At 62.9% G+C, this 24,056-nt stretch carries 21 protein-coding genes and 1 pseudogene; 8 read left to right on the forward strand and 14 right to left on the reverse strand.

Going from position 1 to position 24,056, the window contains the following annotated elements; genetic code table 11:
- Window positions 1-99: 99 nt before the first annotated feature.
- The 10 genes and pseudogenes from J2Y48_RS25355 to J2Y48_RS11565 form a co-directional block, all read right to left on the reverse strand.
- Entirely contained in the window at window positions 100-609 is a 510-nt protein-coding gene (locus J2Y48_RS25355) for an EamA family transporter (protein WP_405030216.1), read from the reverse strand.
- Window positions 598-990, reverse strand: a pseudogene (locus tag J2Y48_RS25360) (EamA family transporter); the annotation flags it as partial. The pseudogene J2Y48_RS25360 and the gene J2Y48_RS25355, both read right to left, overlap by 12 nt.
- 144 nt (window positions 991-1,134) lie before the next feature.
- Entirely contained in the window at window positions 1,135-1,698 is a 564-nt protein-coding gene (locus J2Y48_RS11530; RefSeq protein ID WP_310417437.1) for a dual specificity protein phosphatase family protein, read from the reverse strand.
- A gap of 168 nt (window positions 1,699-1,866) precedes the next feature.
- Window positions 1,867-2,739: an N-carbamoylputrescine amidase gene (gene aguB, locus J2Y48_RS11535; RefSeq protein WP_310417440.1), complete on the reverse strand. Its 873-nt coding sequence runs from the start codon at window positions 2,737-2,739 to the stop codon at window positions 1,867-1,869.
- A gap of 175 nt (window positions 2,740-2,914) precedes the next feature.
- Window positions 2,915-4,585, reverse strand: a complete 1,671-nt coding sequence (locus J2Y48_RS11540; protein ID WP_310417443.1) for an amidohydrolase — start codon at window positions 4,583-4,585, stop codon at window positions 2,915-2,917.
- A gap of 95 nt (window positions 4,586-4,680) precedes the next feature.
- On the reverse strand, window positions 4,681-5,862 hold the full coding sequence (locus J2Y48_RS11545) for a serine hydrolase (RefSeq protein WP_310417446.1): 1,182 nt from the start codon (window positions 5,860-5,862) through the stop codon (window positions 4,681-4,683).
- 143 nt (window positions 5,863-6,005) lie between these two features.
- On the reverse strand, window positions 6,006-7,040 hold the full coding sequence (locus tag J2Y48_RS11550) for an extracellular solute-binding protein (protein ID WP_310417784.1): 1,035 nt from the start codon (window positions 7,038-7,040) through the stop codon (window positions 6,006-6,008).
- Between the two features lie 40 nt (window positions 7,041-7,080).
- Entirely contained in the window at window positions 7,081-7,884 is an 804-nt protein-coding gene (locus tag J2Y48_RS11555; protein WP_310417449.1) for an ABC transporter permease, read from the reverse strand.
- Window positions 7,877-8,800 carry an ABC transporter permease gene (locus J2Y48_RS11560; protein ID WP_310417452.1) on the reverse strand — a complete coding sequence of 308 codons (924 nt, stop codon included), beginning with the start codon at window positions 8,798-8,800 and terminating at the stop codon, window positions 7,877-7,879. The genes J2Y48_RS11555 and J2Y48_RS11560 overlap by 8 nt, the downstream gene beginning before the upstream one ends.
- Window positions 8,801-8,802: 2 nt before the next feature.
- Window positions 8,803-9,903: an ABC transporter ATP-binding protein gene (locus tag J2Y48_RS11565; protein WP_405030208.1), complete on the reverse strand. Its 1,101-nt coding sequence runs from the start codon at window positions 9,901-9,903 to the stop codon at window positions 8,803-8,805.
- Between the two features lie 322 nt (window positions 9,904-10,225).
- Between J2Y48_RS11565 and J2Y48_RS11570 the strand changes: the two genes are divergently transcribed.
- The 4 genes from J2Y48_RS11570 (at window position 10,226) to J2Y48_RS11585 (ending at window position 14,655) form a co-directional block, all read left to right on the forward strand.
- The gene (locus tag J2Y48_RS11570; protein ID WP_310417455.1) at window positions 10,226-10,918 is read left to right on the forward strand and encodes a GntR family transcriptional regulator; all 693 of its coding nucleotides are present in this window, start codon (window positions 10,226-10,228) and stop codon (window positions 10,916-10,918) included.
- Window positions 10,919-11,233: 315 nt separating this feature from the next.
- Window positions 11,234-11,797, forward strand: a complete 564-nt coding sequence (gene ahpC / locus J2Y48_RS11575; protein WP_310417459.1) for an alkyl hydroperoxide reductase subunit C — start codon at window positions 11,234-11,236, stop codon at window positions 11,795-11,797.
- Window positions 11,798-11,955: 158 nt separating this feature from the next.
- On the forward strand, window positions 11,956-13,536 hold the full coding sequence (gene ahpF / locus J2Y48_RS11580; protein ID WP_310417463.1) for an alkyl hydroperoxide reductase subunit F: 1,581 nt from the start codon (window positions 11,956-11,958) through the stop codon (window positions 13,534-13,536).
- Window positions 13,537-13,671: 135 nt separating this feature from the next.
- Entirely contained in the window at window positions 13,672-14,655 is a 984-nt protein-coding gene (locus tag J2Y48_RS11585; RefSeq protein ID WP_310417466.1) for a zinc-dependent alcohol dehydrogenase family protein, read from the forward strand.
- An 82-nt stretch (window positions 14,656-14,737) separates the two neighbouring features.
- On the opposite strand, the gene J2Y48_RS11590 is transcribed toward J2Y48_RS11585, so the two are convergent.
- Entirely contained in the window at window positions 14,738-15,880 is a 1,143-nt protein-coding gene (locus J2Y48_RS11590) for a Xaa-Pro peptidase family protein (RefSeq protein ID WP_310417469.1), read from the reverse strand.
- A 145-nt stretch (window positions 15,881-16,025) separates the two neighbouring features.
- Here J2Y48_RS11590 and J2Y48_RS11595 point away from each other — a divergent pair, with 145 nt between their 5' ends.
- Window positions 16,026-17,366: an alpha/beta fold hydrolase gene (locus tag J2Y48_RS11595; protein ID WP_310417472.1), complete on the forward strand. Its 1,341-nt coding sequence runs from the start codon at window positions 16,026-16,028 to the stop codon at window positions 17,364-17,366.
- A gap of 52 nt (window positions 17,367-17,418) precedes the next feature.
- Here the strand turns inward: J2Y48_RS11595 and J2Y48_RS11600 are convergent, their stop codons facing one another.
- Together J2Y48_RS11600 and groL are read right to left on the reverse strand one after the other, a co-directional pair.
- Window positions 17,419-18,111 (reverse strand): GntR family transcriptional regulator, encoded by a 693-nt coding sequence (locus J2Y48_RS11600; RefSeq protein ID WP_310417475.1) that lies wholly within the window; start codon window positions 18,109-18,111, stop codon window positions 17,419-17,421.
- A 201-nt stretch (window positions 18,112-18,312) separates the two neighbouring features.
- Complete coding sequence (groL, locus tag J2Y48_RS11605) at window positions 18,313-19,941, reverse strand: chaperonin GroEL (protein WP_310417478.1); 1,629 nt, start codon at window positions 19,939-19,941, stop codon at window positions 18,313-18,315.
- Window positions 19,942-20,273: 332 nt separating this feature from the next.
- Between groL and J2Y48_RS11610 the strand changes: the two genes are divergently transcribed.
- On the forward strand, window positions 20,274-20,447 hold the full coding sequence (locus J2Y48_RS11610) for a hypothetical protein (protein ID WP_310417482.1): 174 nt from the start codon (window positions 20,274-20,276) through the stop codon (window positions 20,445-20,447).
- 68 nt (window positions 20,448-20,515) lie between these two features.
- On the opposite strand, the gene J2Y48_RS11615 is transcribed toward J2Y48_RS11610, so the two are convergent.
- Entirely contained in the window at window positions 20,516-21,352 is an 837-nt protein-coding gene (locus tag J2Y48_RS11615; protein ID WP_310417485.1) for an amidohydrolase, read from the reverse strand.
- A 192-nt stretch (window positions 21,353-21,544) separates the two neighbouring features.
- Between J2Y48_RS11615 and J2Y48_RS11620 the strand changes: the two genes are divergently transcribed.
- Together J2Y48_RS11620 and J2Y48_RS11625 are read left to right on the forward strand one after the other, a co-directional pair.
- The gene (locus J2Y48_RS11620) at window positions 21,545-22,822 is read left to right on the forward strand and encodes an L-fuconate dehydratase (protein ID WP_310417489.1); all 1,278 of its coding nucleotides are present in this window, start codon (window positions 21,545-21,547) and stop codon (window positions 22,820-22,822) included.
- 67 nt (window positions 22,823-22,889) lie between these two features.
- Window positions 22,890-24,029 (forward strand): alpha-hydroxy acid oxidase, encoded by a 1,140-nt coding sequence (locus tag J2Y48_RS11625; RefSeq protein WP_310417492.1) that lies wholly within the window; start codon window positions 22,890-22,892, stop codon window positions 24,027-24,029.
- The last annotated feature ends 27 nt before the right edge of the window (window positions 24,030-24,056 follow it).

The following is a 24,056-nucleotide window of genomic DNA, read 5'->3' on the forward strand; positions in this document are numbered from 1 at the left end:
ACAGAGAAACCGGCGTGGAAAGACGCAAGGACCGGAAATGCCGCGCCGGTTGGCGTTCGCAATGCGATCCTTCCCCAGTTTTTTGAGCGAACTGGCCTGTCAGAGGCTGATTAGCGCGATGCCGGCGACTGCCAGGGCGGCTCCGGACCAGGCAGAAGCGGTGGGCGCGTTCCCCGTCCGCATCCAGACCATGGGCAGGATCAGCAGCGGCGTCAGCGACGACAGCGTCGCGACGATACCCACATTGCCGCGGGCGAGTGCCGCCATTAGCAGCGACATCCCGACTCCGGTGCCGAAGAAGGCCGCAGCGAAGGCTATGAGGCGGGTTCGCTTCGTGAAGTGACCGGTGCTCTTCACCGCGGCAATGGGCAGCGAGGACAGAACAAGATAGAACAGGGCAGCTACGCCCGAGCGGATCGCCATGGCTGTAAAGGGCTCCACGCCCGAAGCCATCGCCGGCCGCGCCGCCAACGTGCCGATCGCCTGGCCAATTGCCGTGATCAGGCCGAGCGCAATGCCCAGCCCGGCGAAGCGCGCGATTTTGGAAGCGGTTGCCGGGCTTTTGCCCTCCTTCGGTCCGCAGATCGCCAAGGCTACGCCTGCGACCACAAGCCCGATGCCGATGCCCTGCTGGCCAGTTATCGTTTCGCCGAGCCCCAGATAGCCGAACAGCACGGCGAAGGGTGCAGTCAACGAGTAGAGCAGCGAAGTCATTCGCGCGCCAGCAATGTAGATTGCCGCGAAATAGGCACTACTGGCGATAATGATGCCGAACAGGCCGGAAAGTGCGAGTGTACCTGCCTGCCACGGTTCGATTGCACGCCAGCCGCCAGTAACAAGCGATGCGGCACCCGTTATGCCAAAGCCGGCGAACATCTGCCAACGGGTAAGCACGATCAGCGGCACGCGGCCCTTCAATTCACCAATCAGAATGGCGCTCAAGGCGACGCAGGCGGCGGAGGAAATGGCGAGGAGCTCGGATATGTACATGGGGATCGTCTGTGGAATGCTGCTCCGCCTATGGCACAGAGCGAAACGATGCGACAATCACTAAAACTCGTGTCAACAATTCGTTCACAGCTCTCCGCGTTGTAGAAAAGCGCAGCGCGGCAACGGCAGACGTCTCCGCAACAATCAGCTCGGAAACCCTAACGCTTGCTCCAAAGCCTCCCAGGACTCGTCCATGGCGAAGGCCGGCGACAGGAAGGGGATGCCGACGTGACCAAAGCGGATCGACAACTGCCTTTCGGCGATTTCCTCGTCAACGCCGGCAATCTGGTGAAGATATATAAGTGAGACTAGACCGGTCCGATCGGCTCCGGAACGACAATGGATGAGGATGGGCTTTGGCGCGTCACGCAGAAGCACCACGAGTTCCTTCGTCTTCGCCAGCGTGAGCACTCTAGACGAGGACATCCCGAAATCGAAATGCCTGACATCGAGCCGCTCGGCGGTTGCCACCTCGCTTTGGTACCAAGGCCTACTGCTCGGGCCGCGAAGATTCACGATCGTTCGGATTCCGTACTGGCGCACATAGCGCTCGATCTGCGCGGCCGAAGGCTGAGCGGAGCGATAGAGTTCACCCGGAATGACTTCGTGGAAATTGCCGGCGAGTTGCAGGCCAATCAGAAAGGCACTGACCACAAAAGCAATGAGTGCCGTCAGTGTTCCCGCCCAGGCAATGTATCTGCGCGCCAAACTCCACCCCCGCAATCTCCCCCGGCCGTACGGCCCGGGAAAGGTCCGCACTGTCGCTTGCCGAGCTGACAGGTTACTGAACGCGCGCGCTAGAGACAACCTCGCCCCGGAGCGAGTGAGCGAGTCCGTCCCGGGCCCCCGACACCACCGGTCACGCCACCCCGCTTGCTAGAATTGTCCGTCCAGGGTGCCAACCGCACGATAGAGTTCCGGCCGGCGGTCGCGGAACAGGCCCCAGCCCCAGCGCTGCCGCTCGATGGCGTCAAGATCGAAGGTGGCGGTCAGTACCGCCTCGCTCTGCCGGTCGGCCTCGGCGATCTTCGCGCCGGTCTGGTCGGCGATGAACGACGAACCGTAGAAGGTCATCGAGGTGTTGTTGCGCCCTTCCTCGGTGCCGATGCGGTTCGAGGCGACGACGGGCACCATGTTGGCGCCGGCATGGCCCTGCATCACGCGCTGCCAGTGCGCGGCGCTGTCGAGCGTCGGGTCCTGCGGTTCGGTGCCGATCGCGGTCGGATAGAGCAGGATTTCCGCACCCAGCAGCGCCATGCTGCGCGCCGCTTCCGGGAACCATTGGTCCCAGCAAATGCCGCAGCCGATCGTGCCGAAGCGGGTCTTCCAGACCTTGAAACCGGTGTCGCCAGGCGAGAAATAGAACTTTTCCGTATAGCCCGGGCCGTCCGGTATGTGGCTCTTGCGGTAATTGCCGAGAACGCTACCGTCCGCGTCGACGATCGCCACCGAATTGAAGTGCGCCGGGCCGGCCTTTTCGAAATAGCTGACGGGCAGCACGACGCCGAGTTCCTTGGCAAGCCTTGCGAAATGCGCCACCAGCGGATTGCCCTCCAGCGGCCGTGCGAGCACATTGAAGCCGGAAAACTGGTCCTGGCAGAAGTACGGGGTCTCGAACAGCTCCTGGATCAGGATGATATTCGCCCCGCGTCCCGCCGCCTCGCGCACCAGCCGGTCGGCGGTGGCAATGTTCTGGTCGGTATCCCAGCTGCAGGCCATCTGCGTGGCTGCCAGCGTCACTTGCCGCATGGTGATGCTCCCTTGTTTGCTTGCGACGCAAGCCCTTCTGCTCGAACTGCCCTCATCCGCCTGCCGGCACCTTCTCCCCGTGAACGGGGAGAAGGGACAGGCCGTACCGTCTTCGTCCCTCTCCCCGCCTGCGGGGGAGGTTTGGGTGAGGGGCTAAAGCGTCACCGTACTTGTTTCACGCCTGATAGGTGATCCGCCCGTCGCAGATTGTCGTGACCGGCCGCACCGAGGCGAGATCTTCGAAGGCCGTGCGCTCGACGTCGCCGGACAGGACAACGACGTCGGCGAGGTAGCCCTCCTTGAGCACGCCCTTGCGATCCTCCATGAATTCGACCCAGGCGCTGGTCTTCGTGTAAGCCACAAGCGTCTCCTGCAACGTCAGCCGCTGGTCGGCCATGTCTGCCTTCCAGGTCTTGCGCGTCATCGCGTCATGGATGCAGCTCATCGGATCGAGCGGCGAGACCGGCCAGTCGGTGGCGAAGACGATGTTCGCGCCGGCATCGACGAGCGTTCGCCAAGCGAAAGCGTAGGGCCAGCGCTCCTCGCCGATATAGGAGAGGTACGGCTCCAGCGGCAGGCCGGCATTGCCCGGCGGATGGGTCGGCTGCATCGAAGCGACGGTGCCGGTTTCGGCGAAGCGCTTGATGTCGTCGGGATGGACGACCTCGATGTGCTCGATGCGGTTGCGGCTGTCGCGCTTGCCGTTGACCGTGATTGCCGCCTCGTAACCATTCAGGACCATCCGCACGGCGCCGTCGCCGATCGCGTGCACCGCGATCTGCAGGCCGAGCTTGTCGGCCATGGTCGCAATGCTGTCGAACTGATCCTGCGTGAACAGCGGCTCGCCCTTCCAGCCCGGCTGGTGCTTGTAGTCGTCGATGAACACGGCGGTACCGGACTCGGTAACGCCGTCCATGAACATCTTGACGAAGTCGCAGCGCAGCTTGTCGGTGTCGAAGCGGTCGCGCCAGGCGGCCGCCTTGTCCTCCAGATCAGACAGCGGCATGAAGTTTTTCAGGTGGAAGGGCATGCGCACGCGCACCGGGAGCCCATCGGTCCTTTCGATCTCGTCCAGCATCTCCAGCTGGTAGAGACTTCCATCCATGTTCTGCAGCGAGGTGATGCCAAGGGAGGCGCAATAGGCAAGGCCGCGCTTGATAACGGCAATATCCTTGGCGCGCTCCTCAGGCGTGACGTGCTCCGGATCGCCGCCGGTGCCGACGCCGAGCATCTCGCGACCACCGGTCTCGCTGAGTGCCGCGACCGGGCGCATCGCGTCGGATTCGCGCAGCTCGCCGCTGGCAAGTCCGTCGTCGCCCATGACGATCTCGTTGCCGACGCCGACCTCGCCGCCCTTCAGGATGCCCGCCATATCGAGTGCGATCGTGTTCGCCCAGGCGGTGTGACGATCCGGCGCCACCATCATGAAGGGCCGGTCGGAGATGATCCGGTCGAGATGGTGGCGGGTGACGCGCTCGGTCTCCGACAGGATCGTGTAATCGGCATACTGCGCCTCGAGCAGCGGCAGGTCGGGATTTGCCGCCGCATAGGCACGCACCTTCTCCTGCAAGGTCTCGAAGCCTTTGACGCCGAAGAGGGAGAGCTGGGTGAGACCGACCGAACCGCCGAAGATATGCATGTGCGCTTCGTTGAAGCCGGGCAGCACCGTGCCGCCCTTGGCATCGATGACATGGGTATCCGGCCCGGAAAACACGTCGATCTGCGGTTCGGAGCCGACAGCAAGGACCCGATTGCCCGAGATCGCGATCGCCTCGGCCGTCGGATTGGCCTCGTCCATGGTGAGAATCCGCGCATTGCGGATGATGTAGCTTGCCTCTGTTTGCATGGTGTTCCCTCGATCTGATGCCGGCCGATCCACGTCGTTGAGACAGACTGCCGGCTTTATTTGGTGGCGCGGCGCCACTGGCGCCGGCGCAGAACTCAGAACGCCATGGCGCTGATTGTGCGGAAGAAGGCGAAAATGTCCTGCTTCAGCTCGTCATCCAAAGGGTTCGGTTGCGAGGACTGCTTGACGATGACGGTCTTCGTACTCGGGTCGACGTAGAGCCACTGGCCGTGGATTCCGATCGCGCAAAAGGCGCCATCTGCCTCGCCTGACTGATACCACTGGCTGCGATAACGGCCGTTCGGCAGCATCGTGTTGAGACCGGCGACCCATGCCTCGTGATCGCCCTTGGTCGTCATGTCGGCGATCCAGGCCTCGGGGACGATCTGGCGGCCGTTCGCCGCTCCGCCGGTGCGCAAGAGCTCCCCAACACGGGCAAGGTCACGTGCGGTCATGCAGATGCCGCCGGCGCAGCGCGGCGTACCGATGGCGTCGACGGTCACATAGGCGTCGTTCTTCGCCCCCATCGGCTGCCACAGCAATTCCGACATCAGATCGGAGAAGCGCCGCCCGGTGACGCGCTCGATAACGACGCCGAGCAGATCGGAGTTCGGCGAGGCGTAGAAGAACGGGCCGCCATGGGCGTGCGCCGCCTTCGGCAACGTCATCAGGAACGATGCCAGTGTCTCGGTCTGAGCACCCGGCTCGGGGGGATTCCACAGCGTGGCGCGGCGATAGCGCGCAAAGGCGCCGAGCGGATCGAGATAGGCTTCCTCGAAATCGAGGCTGACCCGCATGTCCAGCACGTCGCGATAACTGCAAGTGCCATACGCACTGCCGCCGGCCTCCGGCAGGTAGTGGGTGATCAGGCGGTCGGGATCAATCACCCCCTGGGCTTCGAGGATTCCCGAGATGATCGCCGTCATCGATTTTGAGATGGAGAAGATCAGATGCCTCGCGTTCACGTCCGCATGAGGCGCGTAGTAATCCGCGACAATGCGACCGTCGCGCAGGACGACGAAGCCGTCCGTGTGTGCGTAGTCGAGAAAGTCCCTGACCGTTGCGGCGCCTTCGACGTCGGTCTCTACCCTCGTAGACAGGAACGCTTCGGAAGCGATCGCCGTTTCCGGATCCGGACGGGACGCACGGATCTCCGCGGTCGGCACGAGGTCGTGGGCATTCTGGAAGCTCCAGCGGCTAAAGGGAGCGGTGCGCCAGTTCGCGAGTGTTACGTCGGAACGGGCAAAGCCGTGCTGGTCCTTGAAGGTGGAAGTCATCGCATCACCTGACCGGCTGGCGAAAAGTCAGGCTTTCGCCGCGGCGGTCTCCTGCTGATCGCGCAACCGGGCGCGGGCGCGAAAATTCATCATCTCACTGCGCCGCGCGATGTCGCGCGGCGCAGTTCTTGCGTCTCTCGGAGTTACTTATGCAACTCGGTCCAGATCTTGGTGTAGAGCTGCAGCGTTTCCGGCTCGCAGCTCGCGAGGAACTCGCCTGCCGCCTGGAATTCAGCCGGGATGAACAGCTCCGGCGCCGCCTGCATTTCGGCGGGCATGAAGGCCTCCGAACCCTTGATGCCGTTGGCATACTTGGCAAAGGCGGAAAGCAATGCCGCATTTTCCGGTTCCATGATGAAGTTCATGAACAGCTTGGCATTTTCCGTGTTCTTCGCATCCTTCAGGAGCGCGACGCTGTCCATGAAGTAGGGGAAGCCCTCCTTCGGATAGCCGAACTTGATGTCCGCGTTCTTCGCCCGCGAGCGCATGACGGCGCCGTTCCAGTAGTACACGGCCGCGTAATCGCCGGCCGGCAGCTTTTCCGTCACGCTGTAGTCCATGGCAAGCCACTTCGCCTTTGCCTCGACAAGCTTGTCGCGGACCTTGCGAAGGATCTCCTTGTCCATCGTGCACCACTCGCCGCCAAAATACTTGATGGTGGCGAAGAGGACGTCGTTCATTTCCGGCGCCACGTTGATCTTGCCGACCAGCTCTTCCGGCGGGTCCAGGAAGATGGCGGAGGTGTTGATGTCGCCCTTGTAGACCGAGCTGTTGACGCCGATGCCCGTCAGGCCCCACAACCACGGAACGGTATAGTGGCGACCCGGATCCCACGGCACGTCGACCCAGCGCTCGTCGACGTTCTTGAAGTTCTCCATCTGGTCGGGACGGGCTTCCTGCAGAAGGCCTTCCTTCACCCAGACCTGAACATAGTTCGCCGACGGCACGACGATGTCGAAGCCGTGACCACCGGCCCGGACCTTGGCGAGCGCGGTGTCGTTGGAGTCGTAATCGGTGATCGTGACCTTGACGTCGTACTCCGCTTCGAACTTCTTGATGAGCTCCGGATTGGTGTAGTCACCCCAGTTGTAGATGTTGAGCTCGCCCGCCGCCGAGGCGGCGTTTGCCAGCGCCAGCACTCCAACCGCCGCCATTGCTGTCGTTGCCATCCATTTCATTTTCATTCTCTGTTCCTCTCTGTGATTGTTTCCGAGATGACTACTGCTTTCGCCGATTGATGAAGAAGAAGACCACCACCAGCGCGGTGGAAAGCGCGAGGAATACGGTGGCGATCGCATTGATCTCCGGGGAGGTCTCGCGCCGGAGTTGTCCGAGCATGTAGGTCGGCAACGTGTCCTGCCCGCCGGACTTCACGAATTCCGTGATGACGACGTCATCCAGCGAAATGACGAAAGCCAGCATGAAGCCGGCGATGATCGCCGGACGCAGCAGCGGCAAGGTCACATGCCAGAAGGTCTTCCAGGGCGTCGCATAGAGGTCGGCTGCCGCCCGTTCCAGCGTCAGGTCCATGCTTTCAAGACGGGCACGGATGGGCAGGTAGGCGAAGGGAATGCAGAAGGCGGTATGGGCGACAATCAGGTAGCCCAGGCCCGAGTAGCCGGTCCAGACCTTGATCCGCGAGAAGACGATCAGAAGCGCCACCGCGGTCACGATTTCCGGCACCATGAGCGGCTGGTTGATCAGCGCGTATTTGAAGGTCAGGCCGCGATAGGGCGCCGTCCGCGTCGTAGCAAGCGCGGCCATCGTGGCCGCGACCGATGCCAGAAACGCCGCCCATGACGCGATGACAAGCGAACGCATGGCTGCGTCCTGAACGGCAGCGTTCTGCCATGCCACCACGAACCAGCGCGTCGAGAACCCATCCCACCGGGAGAGGGACTCCGCGCCATTGAAGGAGTAGACGACCAGCGCGCCAATCGGCAGATAAAGCGCAAAGAATGTGAACAGGGTGATGAGCCCGAAACCGGGTTGGGCGCGGACGTCGAAGCGCGACTTAAGCATGGCCCGTTCCTCCGCGTGAGGCATTGCGCACATAAAAGATCAGCGCGACCATCACCAAGGCCATCAGGGTGATCGACATCGCCGCCCCCAGGGGCCAGTTGCGGCCAGAGCCGAACTGCATCTCGATCAGGTTGCCGAGCATCATGTTCTTGCCGCCGCCCAGAACGCGCGGGATGACGTAGGCCCCGAGCGAAGGGATGAACACGAGGATCGAGCCGGCGATAAGGCCGGGCTTGACCAGCGGAATCACAACCCGCCGCAACACTTGAAAGCGCGTCGCATAAAGGTCGTACCCCGCCTCAACCAGCCGGAAGTCGAGCTTTTCGATCGAAGCGTAAAGCGGCAGCACCATGAGCGGCAAATACACATAGGTCATGCCAAGCAGGTTGGCGGTGTCCGTGTACATGATCTGCAAGGGCTGCTTGATGATGCCGAGCCAGATCAGAGCATTGTTCAGCATGCCCTCGTGGCGGATGACCTGCTGCATCGCGAAGGTGCGGATCAGCAGGTTGGTCCAGAACGGGATTGTGACCAGGAACACCCAGATCTCGCGGGTGTGCGGCGGGCGCGTCGCGATGAAATAGGCTGTCGGAAAACCGAGGATCAGGGTGAGGATCGTCGTGAAGAACGACAGCTGGATCGAGCGCCAGATGATGGACAGGTGCGCGTCCGCGAACCCCAGCGTGTCATCGAATATGTCACGCTGGAAGAGGACGGAGGTCCACCCCTCAAGCGAGAATTCCCCGAACCTTACGTCGCCATAGTCGCCCTTCGCCATAAAGGAGTAGAGCAGCATGACGAGGAGAGGCCCGACCGCCGCAAAGAAAATGATCAACAGGGCCGGCGTACTGAGCAGCCAGCGGGAGCGGGTATCTTTTTTCCTGGCCGCGAGGGCGGCCTGCTGGGCGCCATTCATCGTCAGTCCCTCAGGATCTGGGCGACGTCGTCGCTGAAGCCGATGCCGACCGTGTCGTCCTTGGAGAAGCCGCTGTGGCCGCTACGGGCATTCTGCTGGCGAACCATGAAGGTCGTGCCGTCGTCGAGGCGGATGTGGAGGTGCGTATCGGTGCCGAGATAGACAACCTCGTGGATGACCCCTTGCAAGAGCGAGGCAGGCGAAGGCGCGCTGACCTGGGCGTGCTCCGGACGGACAACGATCGTGACCTTGCCGCTCGGCGTCAAGTCGGTGGGGAAGGTCGCTGGAATCTCAGCGCCCGAGGAAAGGCGCACACGGGCCTTGTTGCCCGAAACGGAAACGACGTCGGCCTCGAGGAAATTCGTCTCGCCGATGAAGTCGGCGACGAAGCGTTCGGCCGGGCGGTCGTAGATGTCCCAGGGCGTACCGACCTGCCGGACCGTGCCGGTCGACATGACGGCGATGCGATCCGACATCGTCAGCGCTTCTTCCTGGTCGTGCGTGACGAAAACGAAGGTGATGCCGGTTTCGAGCTGCAGGCGCTTCAGTTCCATCTGCATCGATTTGCGCAATTTCAGGTCCAGCGCCGAAAGCGGCTCATCGAGCAGCAACACCTTCGGCTGCGGCGCAAGGGCGCGCGCCAGGGCCACGCGCTGCTGCTGGCCGCCGGACAGCTGCGTCACCGCGTTGTCGCCGCGACCTTCAAGGTGCACGAGCTTCAGCATTTCCTTGACGACGCCGTCGATCTTGGATTTCGGAGTGCCCAGCATCTTCAGTCCGAAGCCGATATTCTCGGCGACGGTCAGATGCGGGAAAAGCGCGTAGTTCTGGAAGACCGTATTGACCGGTCGCTGGTTGGGACGAAGGCTGGAGATGTCCTTGCCGTCGAGCAGGACCTGACCTTCGGTCGGCAGCTCGAAGCCAGCGATCATTCGAAGGAGCGTGGTCTTGCCGCAACCGGAAGGTCCAAGGAGCGTGAAGAACTCGTTCGACCGGATATCCAAGGTCACGTCGTTGACGGCTTGAAAAGTCCCGAACCATTTCTGGATGGCGCGCATGCCGATAGCGCCGCCATTGGCGGATTTCACCTGGGTCTGGTCCATTTGTTCCCCATTTCACCCGGGTTCTGAAAGGCTCCCCCTTCACCCCGGCGGTCTGCACAATGGCTGCTTGCCGCAGCTTCTATGTGATAGTCGTCGCTTGCTTATGATCACAACAAACCATAATTTGATCAAAACTGTAAAGAGGCAATTTCGCGGACGGGACAATATCAACCCTACGTCGAAATATGCCGGGGAACTGAACGCGAGCCTTTCCGGAGCGATCCGCCTGCGGAATTGAGAAAAAACGCGGTTTCAAAGGGTTAGTTCAATGCGCGACGCACCCACAAAGGGGCATCGGGCTCGACCCACGGAGGGGACAGGCATGCTGGCATCGGAGGAAAGGCAACCGTACGAATCGATCAAGCACTGGGTCCATCGCACGCTACGCCACGCCCTGATGACGGGACGTTTCCAGCCGGGCGAACCGGTGACCATCAACGGCCTCGCCGAGATGCTGGACGTGAGCGCCATGCCAGTGCGCGAGGCGTTGCAATATCTGGTGGCCGACGGCGCGCTGGAGCTTCTGGACAACCGCCGTGTCCGCGTGCCGGAAATGGTGCCGGAAAAATTCGACGAGATCCTTGCCGCCCGGATCGCACTGGAGACGGTTGCGGCCGAACGGGCCCTGCCGGAGATGGACTTCATCCGCGTCGCCCGGCTACAGCATCTCGATTCCCTGGTGGACGATGCCTACGATGCCGGGGATATCGAACGCGGCATGGTGGCCAACTTCGATTTTCACCGCTGCATCTATGAAGTCCACTCCAACGGCGTGCTTCTGCCGATGATCGAATCGCTCTGGCTACGTCTGGGCCCCTTCATGCGCCACGCCGCCGAGAACCATTGGCAAAGCTATAAGGTAGACCGCCACGCCGAGGCGATGGTTGCGATTCGTGACAAGAACGCGGAAGCGCTGAAAACAGCAATAACCGCGGATATCCAGGACGGAATCGGCCATCTTGGCCGGACGCAGTTTCTAGACGCCGCCGCACGCGCGTTCGCAACAAGGCGGTAGCGGTGCCGGCATGGCACTCCCAATTGGACGACGACGAGCCGTTGTACGCCGACCATTACATTCGGCAAAAATTCCCCCCCGTTCAATCAGCGAACCTGGCCACGCGCAAGCCGGTTGATGCTTGCAGCGGATGATTGGCGTGAGAGGCCAATTATTGAGAACCGTGCGTGCCGCGACGCCCCTTGGCCACAGCCGCGGCGATAGTTCGCACCTATCGAACTTTCATTCTTTATCCATTTTACTTATCACTAGCTCCTGTCTATGTTGCGCCGCGAAGCGATTTTCGCTTTGCAGCAAATTTCTACAGGAGTACCCATGTCCGTCCTCAATACCCCCATCAAGCCGTTCAAGGCGCAGGCCTTCAAGCAAGGCAAGTTCATCGAAGTGAGCGAAGCCGACATACAGGGCAAGTGGGCGATCTTCTTCTTCTATCCGGCCGACTTCACCTTCGTCTGCCCGACCGAACTCGGCGACCTGGCCGATCACTATGCCGAACTGCAGCGCCTCGGCGTCGAGGTCTTCTCAATCTCGACCGACACGCACTTCAGCCACAAGGGCTGGCATGACGCGTCGGAGACGATCGGCAAGATCGAGTACGCCATGATCGGCGACCCGACCGGCACGATTACCCGCAACTTCGAAGTCATGCGTGAAGGCGAGGGCCTCGCCGACCGCGGCACCTTCATCGTCGACCCGGACGGCATCATCCAGGCGATGGAAATCACGGCAGAAGGCATCGGCCGCAATGCCGCCGACCTGCTGCGCAAGGTCAAGGCCGCGCAGTACGTCCGCGCCCATCCCGGTGAAGTCTGCCCGGCCAAGTGGGAAGAGGGCGCAAAGACGCTCGCCCCTTCTCTGCAGCTCGTCGGCAAGATCTAACCTTTAGCGATGCGCCGCCCCGCTCGATGCGGGGCGGCGACCCTGCCGCGTCTTCCTCCCAAGACCGCGGCCGCGATGTCTAACTGCTTGTTTGTACGCAATTCCGAACGCGAGACCCTGCCCGCTCTTGCTGGAATTGCTCTTATACGGAGTGCCCGATGCTCGACGACAATCTCAAATCCCAGCTCAATGCCTATCTCGAAAAGCTCGTTCGCCCCGTCGAGATCACGGCCTCGACCGACGACAGCGCGAAGTCGCAGGAGATGATGACGCTGCTGAACGAACTGGTGGCGCTGAACGACAAGATTTCCCTGACCGAGCGCGGCGACGATGGCGAGCGCGCGCCGTCATTCGCGCTGAGCAGCCCCGGCCACGACATCCATTTGCGGTTTGCCGGCATTCCCCTCGGCCACGAATTCACCTCGCTCGTGCTGGCGCTCCTGCAGGTCGGCGGCCATCCGCCCCGCGTTGAGCAGGCGATCATCGACCAGGTCCGCGAGCTCGACACCGACCTGACCTTCGAGACCTATTTCTCGCTGTCCTGCCAGAACTGCCCGGACGTGGTGCAGGCGCTGAACCTGATGGCCGTGCTCAATCCGCGCATCAAGCACGTCGCCATCGACGGCGGCGTGTTCCCGGCGGAGGTCGAAAGCCGTCAGGTAATGTCGGTCCCGACCGTCTACCTCAACGGCGAGGTCTTCGCCCAGGGCCGCATGGAGATCGAGGAGATCGTCGCCAAGCTCGATACCAATTCCGCCGCCCGCGCCGCGGCGAAGCTCAACGCACAAGAGCCCTATGAAGTGCTCGTCATCGGCGGCGGTCCGGCAGGGGCGGCGGCTGCGATCTATGCGGCGCGCAAGGGCATCCGCACCGGCATTGCCGCCGAGCGCTTCGGCGGGCAGGTGCTCGACACGATGTCGATCGAGAACTTCATCTCCGTTCGCCATACCGAAGGGCCGCAGCTTGCCGCTTCGCTGGAGGCGCATGTGAAGGACTATGACGTCGACATCATGAACCTGCAGCGCGCCGAGAAGCTGGTGCCGGGGAGGGACCTGATCGCCGTCGAACTGGCCAACGGCGCGACGCTGCGCTCGAAGACGGTGATCCTCTCCACCGGCGCACGCTGGCGGCAGATGGAGGTTCCGGGCGAGGACAAGTACCGCAACAAGGGCGTGGCCTACTGTCCACATTGCGACGGGCCGCTGTTCAAGGGCAAGCGGGTGGCGGTCATCGGCGGCGGCAATTCCGGCGTCGAAGCGGCGATCGACCTCGCCAACATCGTCAGCCACGTGACGCTGATCGAGTTCGACGGCAAGCTGCGCGCCGACGACGTGCTGCAGCGCAAGCTCCGTAGCCTGCCGAACGTCGAAATTCTGCTCAATGCCAGGACGACGGAGGTGGTCGGTGACGGCCAGAGGGTCACAGGCCTCGTTTACGAGAACCGGATTGCCGGCCAGCGCCACACGCTTTCGCTGGAGGGCATCTTCGTGCAGATCGGCTTGCTGCCGAACACGGAATGGCTGAAGGGCACCATCGAGCTGTCCTCGCGTGGCGAGATCGTCGTCGACAACCACGGCCAGACCTCGGTTCCCGGTGTCTTTGCCGCCGGCGACTGCACGACGGTGCCCTACAAGCAGATCGTGATCGCTGTCGGCGAGGGTGCCAAGGCTTCGCTTGCCGCCTTCGACCATCTGATGCGCACCTCGGCGCCGGATACGGACAACGCCAAGGCGGCCTAAAGGCCTTGCCACCGGTTGGCTCACCGCTGTTGAACGTGCATTTCAACAAAGGTGAGCCGACCCGGGTTCGCTGCTTCTTTTCCAATCGCTCGAACGCGGTAGACTGATATCCGCTCATGCGCGGAAGGAAGCGCGATGAAGGCGATGATCCTGGAGAGGATCGGCGACCCGCTTCGCCTGGTCGAGCGGCCCGATCCACTGCCGCTTGCCGGCCAGCTATTGATCCGAGTGGAGGCCTGCGCCGTCTGCCGCACCGACCTGCACGTCGTCGACGGCGACCTGCCCGAACCGAAACTGCCGCTCGTCCCCGGCCATGAAATCGTCGGCATCGTCGAAGCGGTCGGAGGCGGCGTCTCCAGCGACAGGATCGGACGCCGCGTCGGCGTTCCATGGCTCGGCCATGCGTGCGGCCAATGTCCCTACTGTCGCCGCGACGAGGAAAATCTCTGCGACCAACCGCTGTTCACCGGCTACACCTGCGACGGTGGCTTTGCGACGCACACACTTGCCGATGCCGATTTCGCCTTCGAGCTGGAGCGCACTCAGGATGCGGCCTCGCTCGCGCCGCTCCTTTGCGCCGGGTTGATCGGCTGGCGTGCCCTGAAGAAGGCAGGCGATAGCGAACGCATCGGCATCTACGGCTTTGGCGCCGCCGCCCATATCATCACTCAGGTCTGCCGCTGGCAGGGGCGCGAGGTCTATGCCTTCACCCGCGAGGGCGACGGCGATGCGCAGGCCTTTGCAATCAGTCTTGGAGCGGTCTGGGCGGGAAGCTCACACTTGCCGGCGCCGGTCGAACTGGACGCCGCCATCATCTTCGCCCCCGCCGGCGAACTCGTTGCCGCCGCCCTCCGTGCTGTCCGCAAGGGCGGGCGCGTCGTCTGCGGCGGCATCCATATGAGCGATCTGCCGGCCATGCCCTATTCCATTCTCTGGGGGGAGCGGAGCGTCGCATCGGTTGCCAACCTGACGCGCCGGGACGGGCGGGAATTTTTCGAGATCGCGCGCAAGGCGTCTGTCCGGACGCACACCGTCACCTATCCACTGGCACGTGCGAACGATGCGCTTGCCGATCTGCGGGCCGGACGGCTCAGCGGCGCGGCCGTCCTCATTCCGTAGTCTGATCATCCCGCCTGACACCAGAAAGGGCAGTCAAACGGGCACGGCGGCAAGGGTGCCGCCGCCGTCACGGTCGGGTTGCTCAGGCGAATGGCTCGGCGGGGCCCTTCGCCGGGTGCGTAAACCATGCCGGACCGTTTGCCGTCATGTGGATGTGGTCCTCGAGCCGGATGCCGAAGCGATCGGGGAAAACGAGCATCGGCTCGTTGGAGAAGCACATGCCTTCGGCAAGTGGCACCGTGTTGCCGCGAACGAGATAGGGCTCCTCGTGGATCTCGAGCCCCAACCCGTGGCCGGCACGATGCGGCAGGCCCGGGAGCTTGTAATCGGGTCCCAGCCCGTGGCGCGTAAACACGGCGCGCGCGGCGTCGTCGAGACTGTGGCAAGGTGCGCCGATCTTCGCTGCATCAAAAACGGCCTGCTGTGCTTCACGCTCGATCGCCCACGCGCGGGCGAACTCGGCATCCGGCTCGTCCAGCACATAGGTCCTGGTCAGGTCGGAGTGATAGCCGTCGATCCTCGCTCCGGTGTCGACGAGGATGACGTCGCCCGCCGCAAGCGTCTGGTCGCCTTCGGCGCCATGCGGCAGCGCGGTGGCCGTGCCGAAGGAGACGATGCAGAAGGTCGAACCGCCTGCTGCGCCGAGTGCCCGGTGCTGTTCGTCGATATAGCGAACGACGTCGGAAGCGCGGATGCCGGGCTTCATGATGGCGTGGGCGCGTTTCTGAACCTCCAGCGTCAGTCCCATCGCATATTGAATGATCGCGATCTCGGCCGGCGACTTGCGCAGGCGCAGGTCGCGGACCAGACGGCCGCCGTCGGCGAGCCGATCCATGCCCAGACATGCCGCGAGCGCGTGGAAACTGAAGAGCGGGAGCGCGTCGTCGAGTGCCAGCCGCCCCTTCGGTCCGAGCAATGCGGCCACGAGTGCCGCAGGGCTTTCCTCCTCCTCCCATGTGGCGATGTCGCCCGGAAGGTGCGGCAGGGTTTCCACGCGGCTGCGCTCGAACGCGGGAACGATGTAGGAGAGGTCGGAAGGGGTGACGAGCGCGCCGAGCAGGCGTTCGCTTTGGTGCCATTCAAGGCCGGTGAAATAGCGCAGGCTTTCCGTGGAGCCGAGCAGAACGCCGGCGAAGCCGCCTGCCTGCATGTCCTGGCGCAGCCGATAGAGCCGCAGCTGTCGCTCTGCGTCGGTGATGGGTGCGGGAGGGGTTGAAAAAGACATGCGAGGCTCCAGTTTCGAATTGGCGAAGACGGCCGACGCCGGTAAGGCGGGGCCACGTTCCATCAGGGCAGCGAGCATATTTCCTTTGTAGGCAATTTGTCGACAGGCGTGGCGACTGCTATGGTCGCCATCTCGCTTTCGCGCCATGCCGCCGGGAGCAATTCAATCCAATGACGAGGATCAACCATTGACTGTCCGAGAGTATACCATTCCGGGAATGTTTTTTCGTGACCATGTCGTGCCTGTCCCGCTGGATTGGTCGAGGCCCGATGGCGCAACGATCAACGTGTTCGCCCGGGAGGTTTGTGATCCCGCGCGGCAACGCGAAACCCTGCCGATGCTTGTTTTCCTGCAGGGCGGCCCCGGAGGAAAGTCGCCGCGCCCAACCGGCGGCGGGCCATCCTGGCTCGCCGAGGCACTGAAGACCCACCGCGTCATCCTCGTCGATCAACGCGGCACCGGTCGAAGCACGCGCATCGAAAGCGCGACCATGGCCGGCTTTGAAGACGCGGAGGCGGCCGCTGACTACCTCTCCCAGTTCCGCGCCGACAGCATCGTCGCGGATTGCGAGCACCTGCGAAAGGCCGTGTTTGGCGGTGCGAGGTGGTCGACGCTCGGCCAGAGTTATGGCGGATTTCTGACGCTGACCTACCTGTCGAAGGCACCGGAAGGGCTTGCGGCCTGCTACGTGACCGGCGGATTGGCGGGACTGGACGCGACGGCCGCCGATGTCTATCGCCGCACCTATCCGCGCGTGGCGGAGAAGAACGCGCGCTACTACCATCGTTATCCGCACGATCGCGAGCGGATCGGTCGCATCGCCGACTTTATCGCCGACAACGACGTCCGCCTGCCGGACGGCGACCGGCTGACCGTGCGCCGGCTGCAGACCCTCGGCATCGACTTGGGCATGGCGCCAGGCCTCGAAAACGTCCACTGGCTGATGGACGAGGCGTTTTCGGGCCCGGGCGAGGATCGCCTGTCGGACCACTTCCTTGCCTCCGTCATGGCGCTCACCTCCTATGACGCCAATCCGCTTTTTGCCGTTCTCCATGAGAGCATCTACGGCCAGGGAGACGGCGCCACCGACTGGGCTGCAGAGCATATCCGTGCCGAATATCCCGACTTCGCCGAGGATCACCGGCCGCTGCAACTCACCGGCGAAATGTTGTATCCGTGGATGTTCGAGGAGATCCGTTCGCTGCGTCCGTTCCGCGCCGGCGCGGAGGCGCTCGCCGCCCGCAAGAGCCACGGCAGGCTCTACGATCCGGAACGGCTGGCGACAAATGAAGTACCCGTCGCCGCCGCCATCTATTTCGACGACATGTATGTCGACGCGGGGTTGTCGCTCGATACCGCCCGCCGCGTCGGCAACCTCGAGGCCTGGGTCACGAACGAGTACGAGCACGACGGCGTGCGCCAGTCCGGCGCCGTGCTCACCCGCCTCATGACGATGGTGAAGGAGCGCGGCGGCCCGCTCGCCTGACGTCGATGCTTACGGCGATTGCAGGTGCGACCTGCGATCGCCATCGGAGTGACTACGCCGCCGCGAAATCGATCGGGCGTTGCAGGTCACGAGCGACATAATCTTGGATCTGGCGAACGATCTGGGTCGCGTGTTTCGTCGCCAGCCGGTCGCACCGGTCGATGTCGCCGGCCTCGATCGCGGCGATGATTTCCTCGTGTTCATCGACAAATTCACGCGGCAGCCGATCATTGAAAGACGAGTAGTACAGGCGCAGGATGCGCCTGCCCTCGTCCAGCAGCCGTGCAAAGAAGGCCGTGTAGTAGGGGTTGCCGCCGAGTTCGGCGATTGCGACGTGGAACTCGCGATTGGCCTCGATCATCGCGAACGCATCCTGCTCGTCCACGGCTTTGGTGAAGTCGTCGTGGTGATTGCGGATCTTGGCGATGGCCTCGCGATCCTTGCGCATCGCGGCGGCGCGCGTCGTGGCCCGGTACATCAGCGTCAAGGCGTCGAAATAGGCCGGAAGTGCTGCGAAGTCGATGGCCGCGACCACGGTGTTGCGGTTCGGTAACGTGGTCACCAGCCCGTCAGCCGCCAATCTCAGCAGCGCCTCGCGCACGGGCGTGCGCGACATCCCGAAACGCTCGGAAAGGCTCGCCTCGTCCAGAGGGCTGCCGGGCTTCATTGCCATCGTCAGGATTTCCTGGCGAATCTTGCCGTAGATTGTTTGCGGTCCCGACCCGCGGGTTTTGTTAACTTCCATGCCCTTGTTCCCCTTTTTCGGCTTTTTGTCTCTTTGCGAGCAGCCTTTGACTGTCTTGCTTGCACCCAACTTGAAGACAGATCAAGTCCGCCGCCGATCTCCGCATGGGGGCGATGGGGGATGAACTGCAGGGAGTTCTTCGCCGAACGGCTTGAGATGTGAACACCGTACCCGCTCCTTGGTGCGGATACGGTGCTGTCGTCAGAAGTCCATGCCGCCTGGCGGCATCTGCGGCATTGGGCCTTCCTTTTTCGGCTTCTCGGCGATCATGGCTTCCGTGGTGACCAGCAAGCCCGCTACCGACGCCGCATCCTGGAGTGCGGTGCGAACGACCTTCACCGGGTCGATGACGCCTTGCGCGAACATGTCGCCGAACGCGTTTGTCTGTGCGTTCCAGCCATAGCTGAAATCGGCCACCTCGCGCAGCCGGCCGACGATGATCGAGCCTTCGGCGCCGGCGTTTTCCGCGATCTGGCGCACTGGAGCCTCGATGGCGCGGCGGACGATCTCGACACCGTGCTTCTGGTCGGGGTTGTCGGTCTGCACGCCGCCAAGCGCCGCCACTGCTCTGAGCAGGGCAATGCCGCCGCCAGGCAGGATGCCTTCCTCAACCGCAGCCCTGGTCGCATGCATTGCATCGTCGACCCGGTCCTTGCGTTCCCGGACCTCGACTTCGGTCGAGCCCCCGACCCGGATGACAGCAACGCCACCGGCAAGCTTGGCCAACCGCTCCTGGAGCTTTTCCCGATCGTATTCGGACGTTGTTTCCTCGATCTGCGCCCTGATCTGGGTGATGCGTCCCTGGATTTCCTGCTTGGTGCCGGCCCCATCCACGATCGTGGTGTGCTCTTTTTCCACCATAACCTTCTTGGCCCGGCCCAACATCTCCAGCGTGACGTGTTCGAGCTTGATGCCGAGGTCTTCGGAGATCGTCGTGCCGTTGGTCAGGATGGCGATGTCCTCCAGCATCGCCTTGCGACGGTCGCCGAAACCCGGTGCCTTGACCGCCGCGACTTTCAGGCCGCCGCGAAGCTTGTTGACGACCAGCGTGGCGAGAGCCTCACCCTCCACGTCTTCGGCAATGATCAGCAGCGGCTTGCCCGACTGGACCACCGCCTCGAGGACGGGAAGCATCGCCTGCAGGTTGGAGAGCTTCTTTTCGTGGATGAGGAGATACGGCTCCTCCAGTTCGACGCGCATCCTTTCCTGGTCGGTGATGAAATAGGGGGAGAGATAGCCCCGGTCGAACTGCATGCCCTCCACCACCTCCAACTCGGTCTCGGCGGTCTTGGCCTCCTCCACGGTAATGACGCCTTCGTTTCCGACCTTCTCCATCGCCTCGGCCAGGAAGCGGCCGATTTCGGTGTCGCCATTGGCTGAGATAGTGCCGACCTGGGCGATCTCGTCGTTCCGGGTGATCTTGCGGGCATTCTTCCTGAGTTCCTCGACGATGGCCTCGACCGCCTTGTCGATACCGCGCTTGAGGTCCATCGGGTTCATGCCGGCGGCGACGGCCTTTGCGCCTTCCAGGACGATCGCCTGGGCCAAAACGGTTGCGGTGGTGGTGCCATCGCCGGCGATGTCGCTCGTCTTCGAGGCCACTTCGCGCACCATCTGGGCGCCCATGTTCTCGAACTTGTCCTCAAGTTCGACCTCCTTTGCCACCGTGACCCCGTCCTTGGTGATGCGGGGAGCGCCGAACGACCTGTCGAGCACCACGTTGCGCCCCTTCGGGCCGAGCGTCACTTTGACTGCATTGGCAAGGATGTCGACGCCACGCAGCATCTTTTCGCGGGCTTCGGTATGAAACTTCACTTCCTTCGCAGCCATTTTACTTCTCCTCCTTCGGTCGCAAAGTGCCCTTTGAGTTTCGTTCTCAGCGATGCGGCGGCAAATATTAGCACTCCCTAAGGCGGACTGCTAACCTGTTTCGTGGCCTCTACGCTTCCACGCGCGGAGCGGGATTGGATCCGATCCGGCGCGACGGACAGACAGAAAGTCATTGCCGTTCCGCCGGGTACGGCTGTTTACGATTGTGGCAAAAAAGAGAAAATGAACCCTATCATTCTTATAGACATTCTCTATAATTTGCAGTCGCGGGCATGACAGGTCCGACGGATGGCGCTTGTCCAACGGGGCGTCCGAACGAAAGGAAGACGACGATGGGCAACGCGAATGCTGTCGGCAAGGCGGGCTTTGGTCACAAGCGCGAAGCGCAGTCCGAACGTTCGAAACGCACCCAGCGCTGGGCTCTGGACGGGATCGTCTGCAACGTGGTCGCCGCTGCGGCCTTCCTCTTCGTCGTGGCCTTGGTCTTCGGCCTGATCGGGGGATAACCGTTCCGCCCGAGCGTGGCGGATGGGATTGTCTTGTGGTGCGCACAGCCGACCACACAGATGACGCCTCATAGGTTCCAGATACGTTTGGCATTTCCTCGGTAAAGTTTTTCCCGCTCCTCGGGCGTGCAAGCGCCGAAAATCGCCTGCGTCGCGCCGACCCAGACGGAAAGGCCGCCGCCGCGCGTGCAGACCGGCCAGTCGCTGCCCCAGACGACCCGATCCCAGCCGAAGGCGGAGACGATGTGCTCGGCATAGGGCCGGATGGTGTCGACGGTCCAGGTCTGCGGATCCGCATAGGCGACGATGCCAGAGACCTTGGCCGTCACGTTCGGCCGCTGTGCAATCCCGCTGATCCCGCGCTTCCAGTTGTCGAAGGCACCGGAGACGATGTCCGGGACGCCGCAATGATCAAGCACGAAGTGAACGGCCGGCGCGCTGTCGATCAACGTGAGCGCGAGCGGCTGCTGGCGCGCCAGCATGCAGATGTCGAAGGTCAGCCGACCGCTTGCCAACCGCTTGAGATTGTCGCGAAAGAGCGCCTGCTCCGAAATGTCGTCGGGAACGACGTGCAGCACGCGACGAAGCCCCTTCACGAACGGATCGGCCGTGCACTTTTCCAGATAGGCGGGAAAGTCGATCTCTTCCGGCCGGCAGGCGGCGATCACGCCCCGGATCAGGTCGCCGGTGGTGTCGGCGAGGGCTCGTACCACCTCGGTCTCGACCTCGATATCCGAGGTCGCGACGTCGACCTCCATATGCAGCGCCGTCTCGATGCCGAGCCGCTTCGCTTCCCGCGCGTATTCGGCATAGGTGAAATCACGGTTCAGGTCGCCGGCGCCGGAAAGCCAGGGGTAGGCAAGCCTCGACTGGTCGATCAGGTGCAGGTGCGTGTCGATGAACATGGCGCATTCCCCCGAGTTGCCGCGTTCGGACCTATGTTGCGCAGAGCGGCGTAAACGTTCAAGCCGCTGTTTGTTCCTGTCGTTGACAGCGATATTTTTTGTCTCTTATGTATAAAGTACAATTATGACTTGACAAGCATCAACGGCGGCGCATCGCCTGGACCGTCGCCGCTCGCTGCGTAGGAGGACAAAATGGCTCGTATCACAGGCATGCGCGTGTTCGACCTGCGCTTCCCGACATCGCAGAACCTGGACGGCTCCGACGCGATGAACCCCGATCCGGATTATTCGGCCGCCTATGTCATCCTCGACACCGACCAGCCTGGGCTTACCGGCCACGGACTGACCTTCACCATCGGCCGCGGCAACGACATCTGCTGCATGGCGATCAGGGCCATGGAGCATCTGGTCGTCGGCACGGAGCTGGACGCGGTGCGCAAAGCGCCCGGAAAATATTGGCGACACCTGACGGGCGACAGCCAGTTGCGCTGGATCGGACCGGACAAGGGGGCGATGCACCTTGCCACCGGTGCGATCGTCAATTCGGTGTGGGACTTGCTGGCCAAGCAGTCCGCCAAGCCCGTCTGGCAACTCGTCTGCGAGCTCTCGCCGGAGGAGATCGCCGATATTGTCGACTTCCGTTACCTCACCGACGTCCTGACCCGTGACGAGGCAGTTGCGATCCTGAAAAAGGCCGAGGTTGGAAAGGCCGAGCGAATCGAGACGCTGAAGCGTGAGGGCTATGCCTGCTACACCACCTCGGCAGGCTGGCTCGGCTATCCGGAGGAAAAGCTGCGGCGCCTTTGCCAGGAGGCGGTGGACGCCGGCTTCAACCACGTGAAGATGAAGGTCGGCCGCGACCTTGACGACGATATCCGCAGGCTCACGATCGCCCGCGAGGTGATCGGCCCGGACCGTTTCCTGATGATCGACGCCAACCAGGTCTGGGAAGTGGACCAGGCAATCGACTGGGTGAAGAAGCTTGCCTTTGCCAAGCCCTACTTCATCGAGGAGCCGACCAGCCCGGACGACATTACTGGCCATCGCAAGATCCGCGCGGGCGTAGGCCCGGTGAAGGTCGCGACCGGCGAGATGTGCCAGAACCGCATCATGTTCAAGCAGTTCATCGCGGAAGGGGCCATCGACATCGTCCAGATCGACTCATGCCGCATGGGCGGGTTGAACGAGGTGCTGGCGGTGCTGCTGGTCGCGGCGAAATATGGGCTGCCCGCCTGGCCGCACGCCGGTGGCGTCGGGCTTTGCGAATATGTCCAGCACCTGTCGATGATCGATTACGTCGCCGTCTCCGCCACGAAAGAGGGCAGGGTGATCGAATATGTCGACCACCTGCACGAGCATTTCGTTGATCCCTGCGTCATTCAAGACGCTGCCTACATGCCGCCAACCAAACCGGGATTTTCGATCGAGATGAAGCCGGAATCGATTGCCGAATACACCTTCCGGCCCTAAAAGGCGGACGTTGATTTCTGGCGGCGCCGTCCGGCATGCCGTCCGTCCTGACTGGGGGGAGACTAGCGTGGAAGATATCCTGACGATCGCCGACCTGAAGGCGCGCGCGAAGCGCCGCGTGCCGAAGATGTTCTTCGACTATGCCGATTCCGGCGCCTATACCGAAGGCACCTACCGGGCGAACGAGGAGGATTTCCATAAGGTAAAGCTGCGCCAGCGTGTGCTGGTCGACATGACCAACCGGTCGCTTGCAAGCGAGATGATCGGCGAGAAGGTGTCGATGCCCGTCGCGCTCGCCCCGACCGGAATGACCGGAATGCAGCACGCCGATGGCGAGATGCTGGCGGCGCAGGCCGCCGAGGAGTTCGGCATTCCCTTCACGCTTTCGACCATGAGCATCTGCTCGATCGAGGACATTGCTTCTGTCACGACGAAGCCGTTCTGGTTCCAGCTCTACGTCATGCAAGACCGCGAATTCGTGGAGAACCTGATCGATCGCGCCAAGGCCGCCGGGTGCTCGGCACTTGTGCTGACGCTCGACCTGCAGCTTCTCGGCCAGCGCCACAAGGACATCCGCAATGGTCTGTCCGCACCGCCCAGGTTCACGCCGAAGCATATCTGGCAGATGGCGACGCGGCCGCTCTGGTGCGCCCAGATGCTGGGCACGAAGCGCCGCACCTTTGGAAACATCGTCGGCCACGCCAAAAGCGTCACCGATCTCACCTCGCTCTCGGTCTGGACGAGCGAGCAGTTCGACCCGCAGCTCTCCTGGAAGGACGTCGCCTGGATCAAGGAGCGCTGGGGCGGCAAGCTGATCCTCAAGGGCATCCTTGACGAAGAGGACGCGCGCATGGCCGTGTCCACCGGCGCCGACGCGATCATCGTCTCGAACCACGGCGGCCGTCAGCTCGACGGCGCGCCGTCGACGATCAGCATGCTGCCGCGCATCGTCGATGCCGTCGGCGGGCACATGGAGGTGCATCTCGATGGCGGCATCCGCTCCGGCCAGGACGTCCTGAAGGCGCTCTGCTACGGCGCCAAGGGCACCCATATCGGCCGCCCCTTCCTCTATGGCCTCGGCGCCGGCGGAAAGCGCGGCGTCACCAAGGCGCTGGAGATCATCCGCAAGGAACTCGACACCACCATGGCGCTCTGCGGTGAACGCGACGTGCGCAACCTGTCGCGGCGAAACCTGCACCAGGAGTGATCGGCGGCGGGGGGCAGCGCTGCCCGC

The organism is Mycoplana sp. BE70 (genome assembly GCF_031455855.1).
In the GTDB taxonomy this organism is placed as follows: domain Bacteria; phylum Pseudomonadota; class Alphaproteobacteria; order Rhizobiales; family Rhizobiaceae; genus Mycoplana.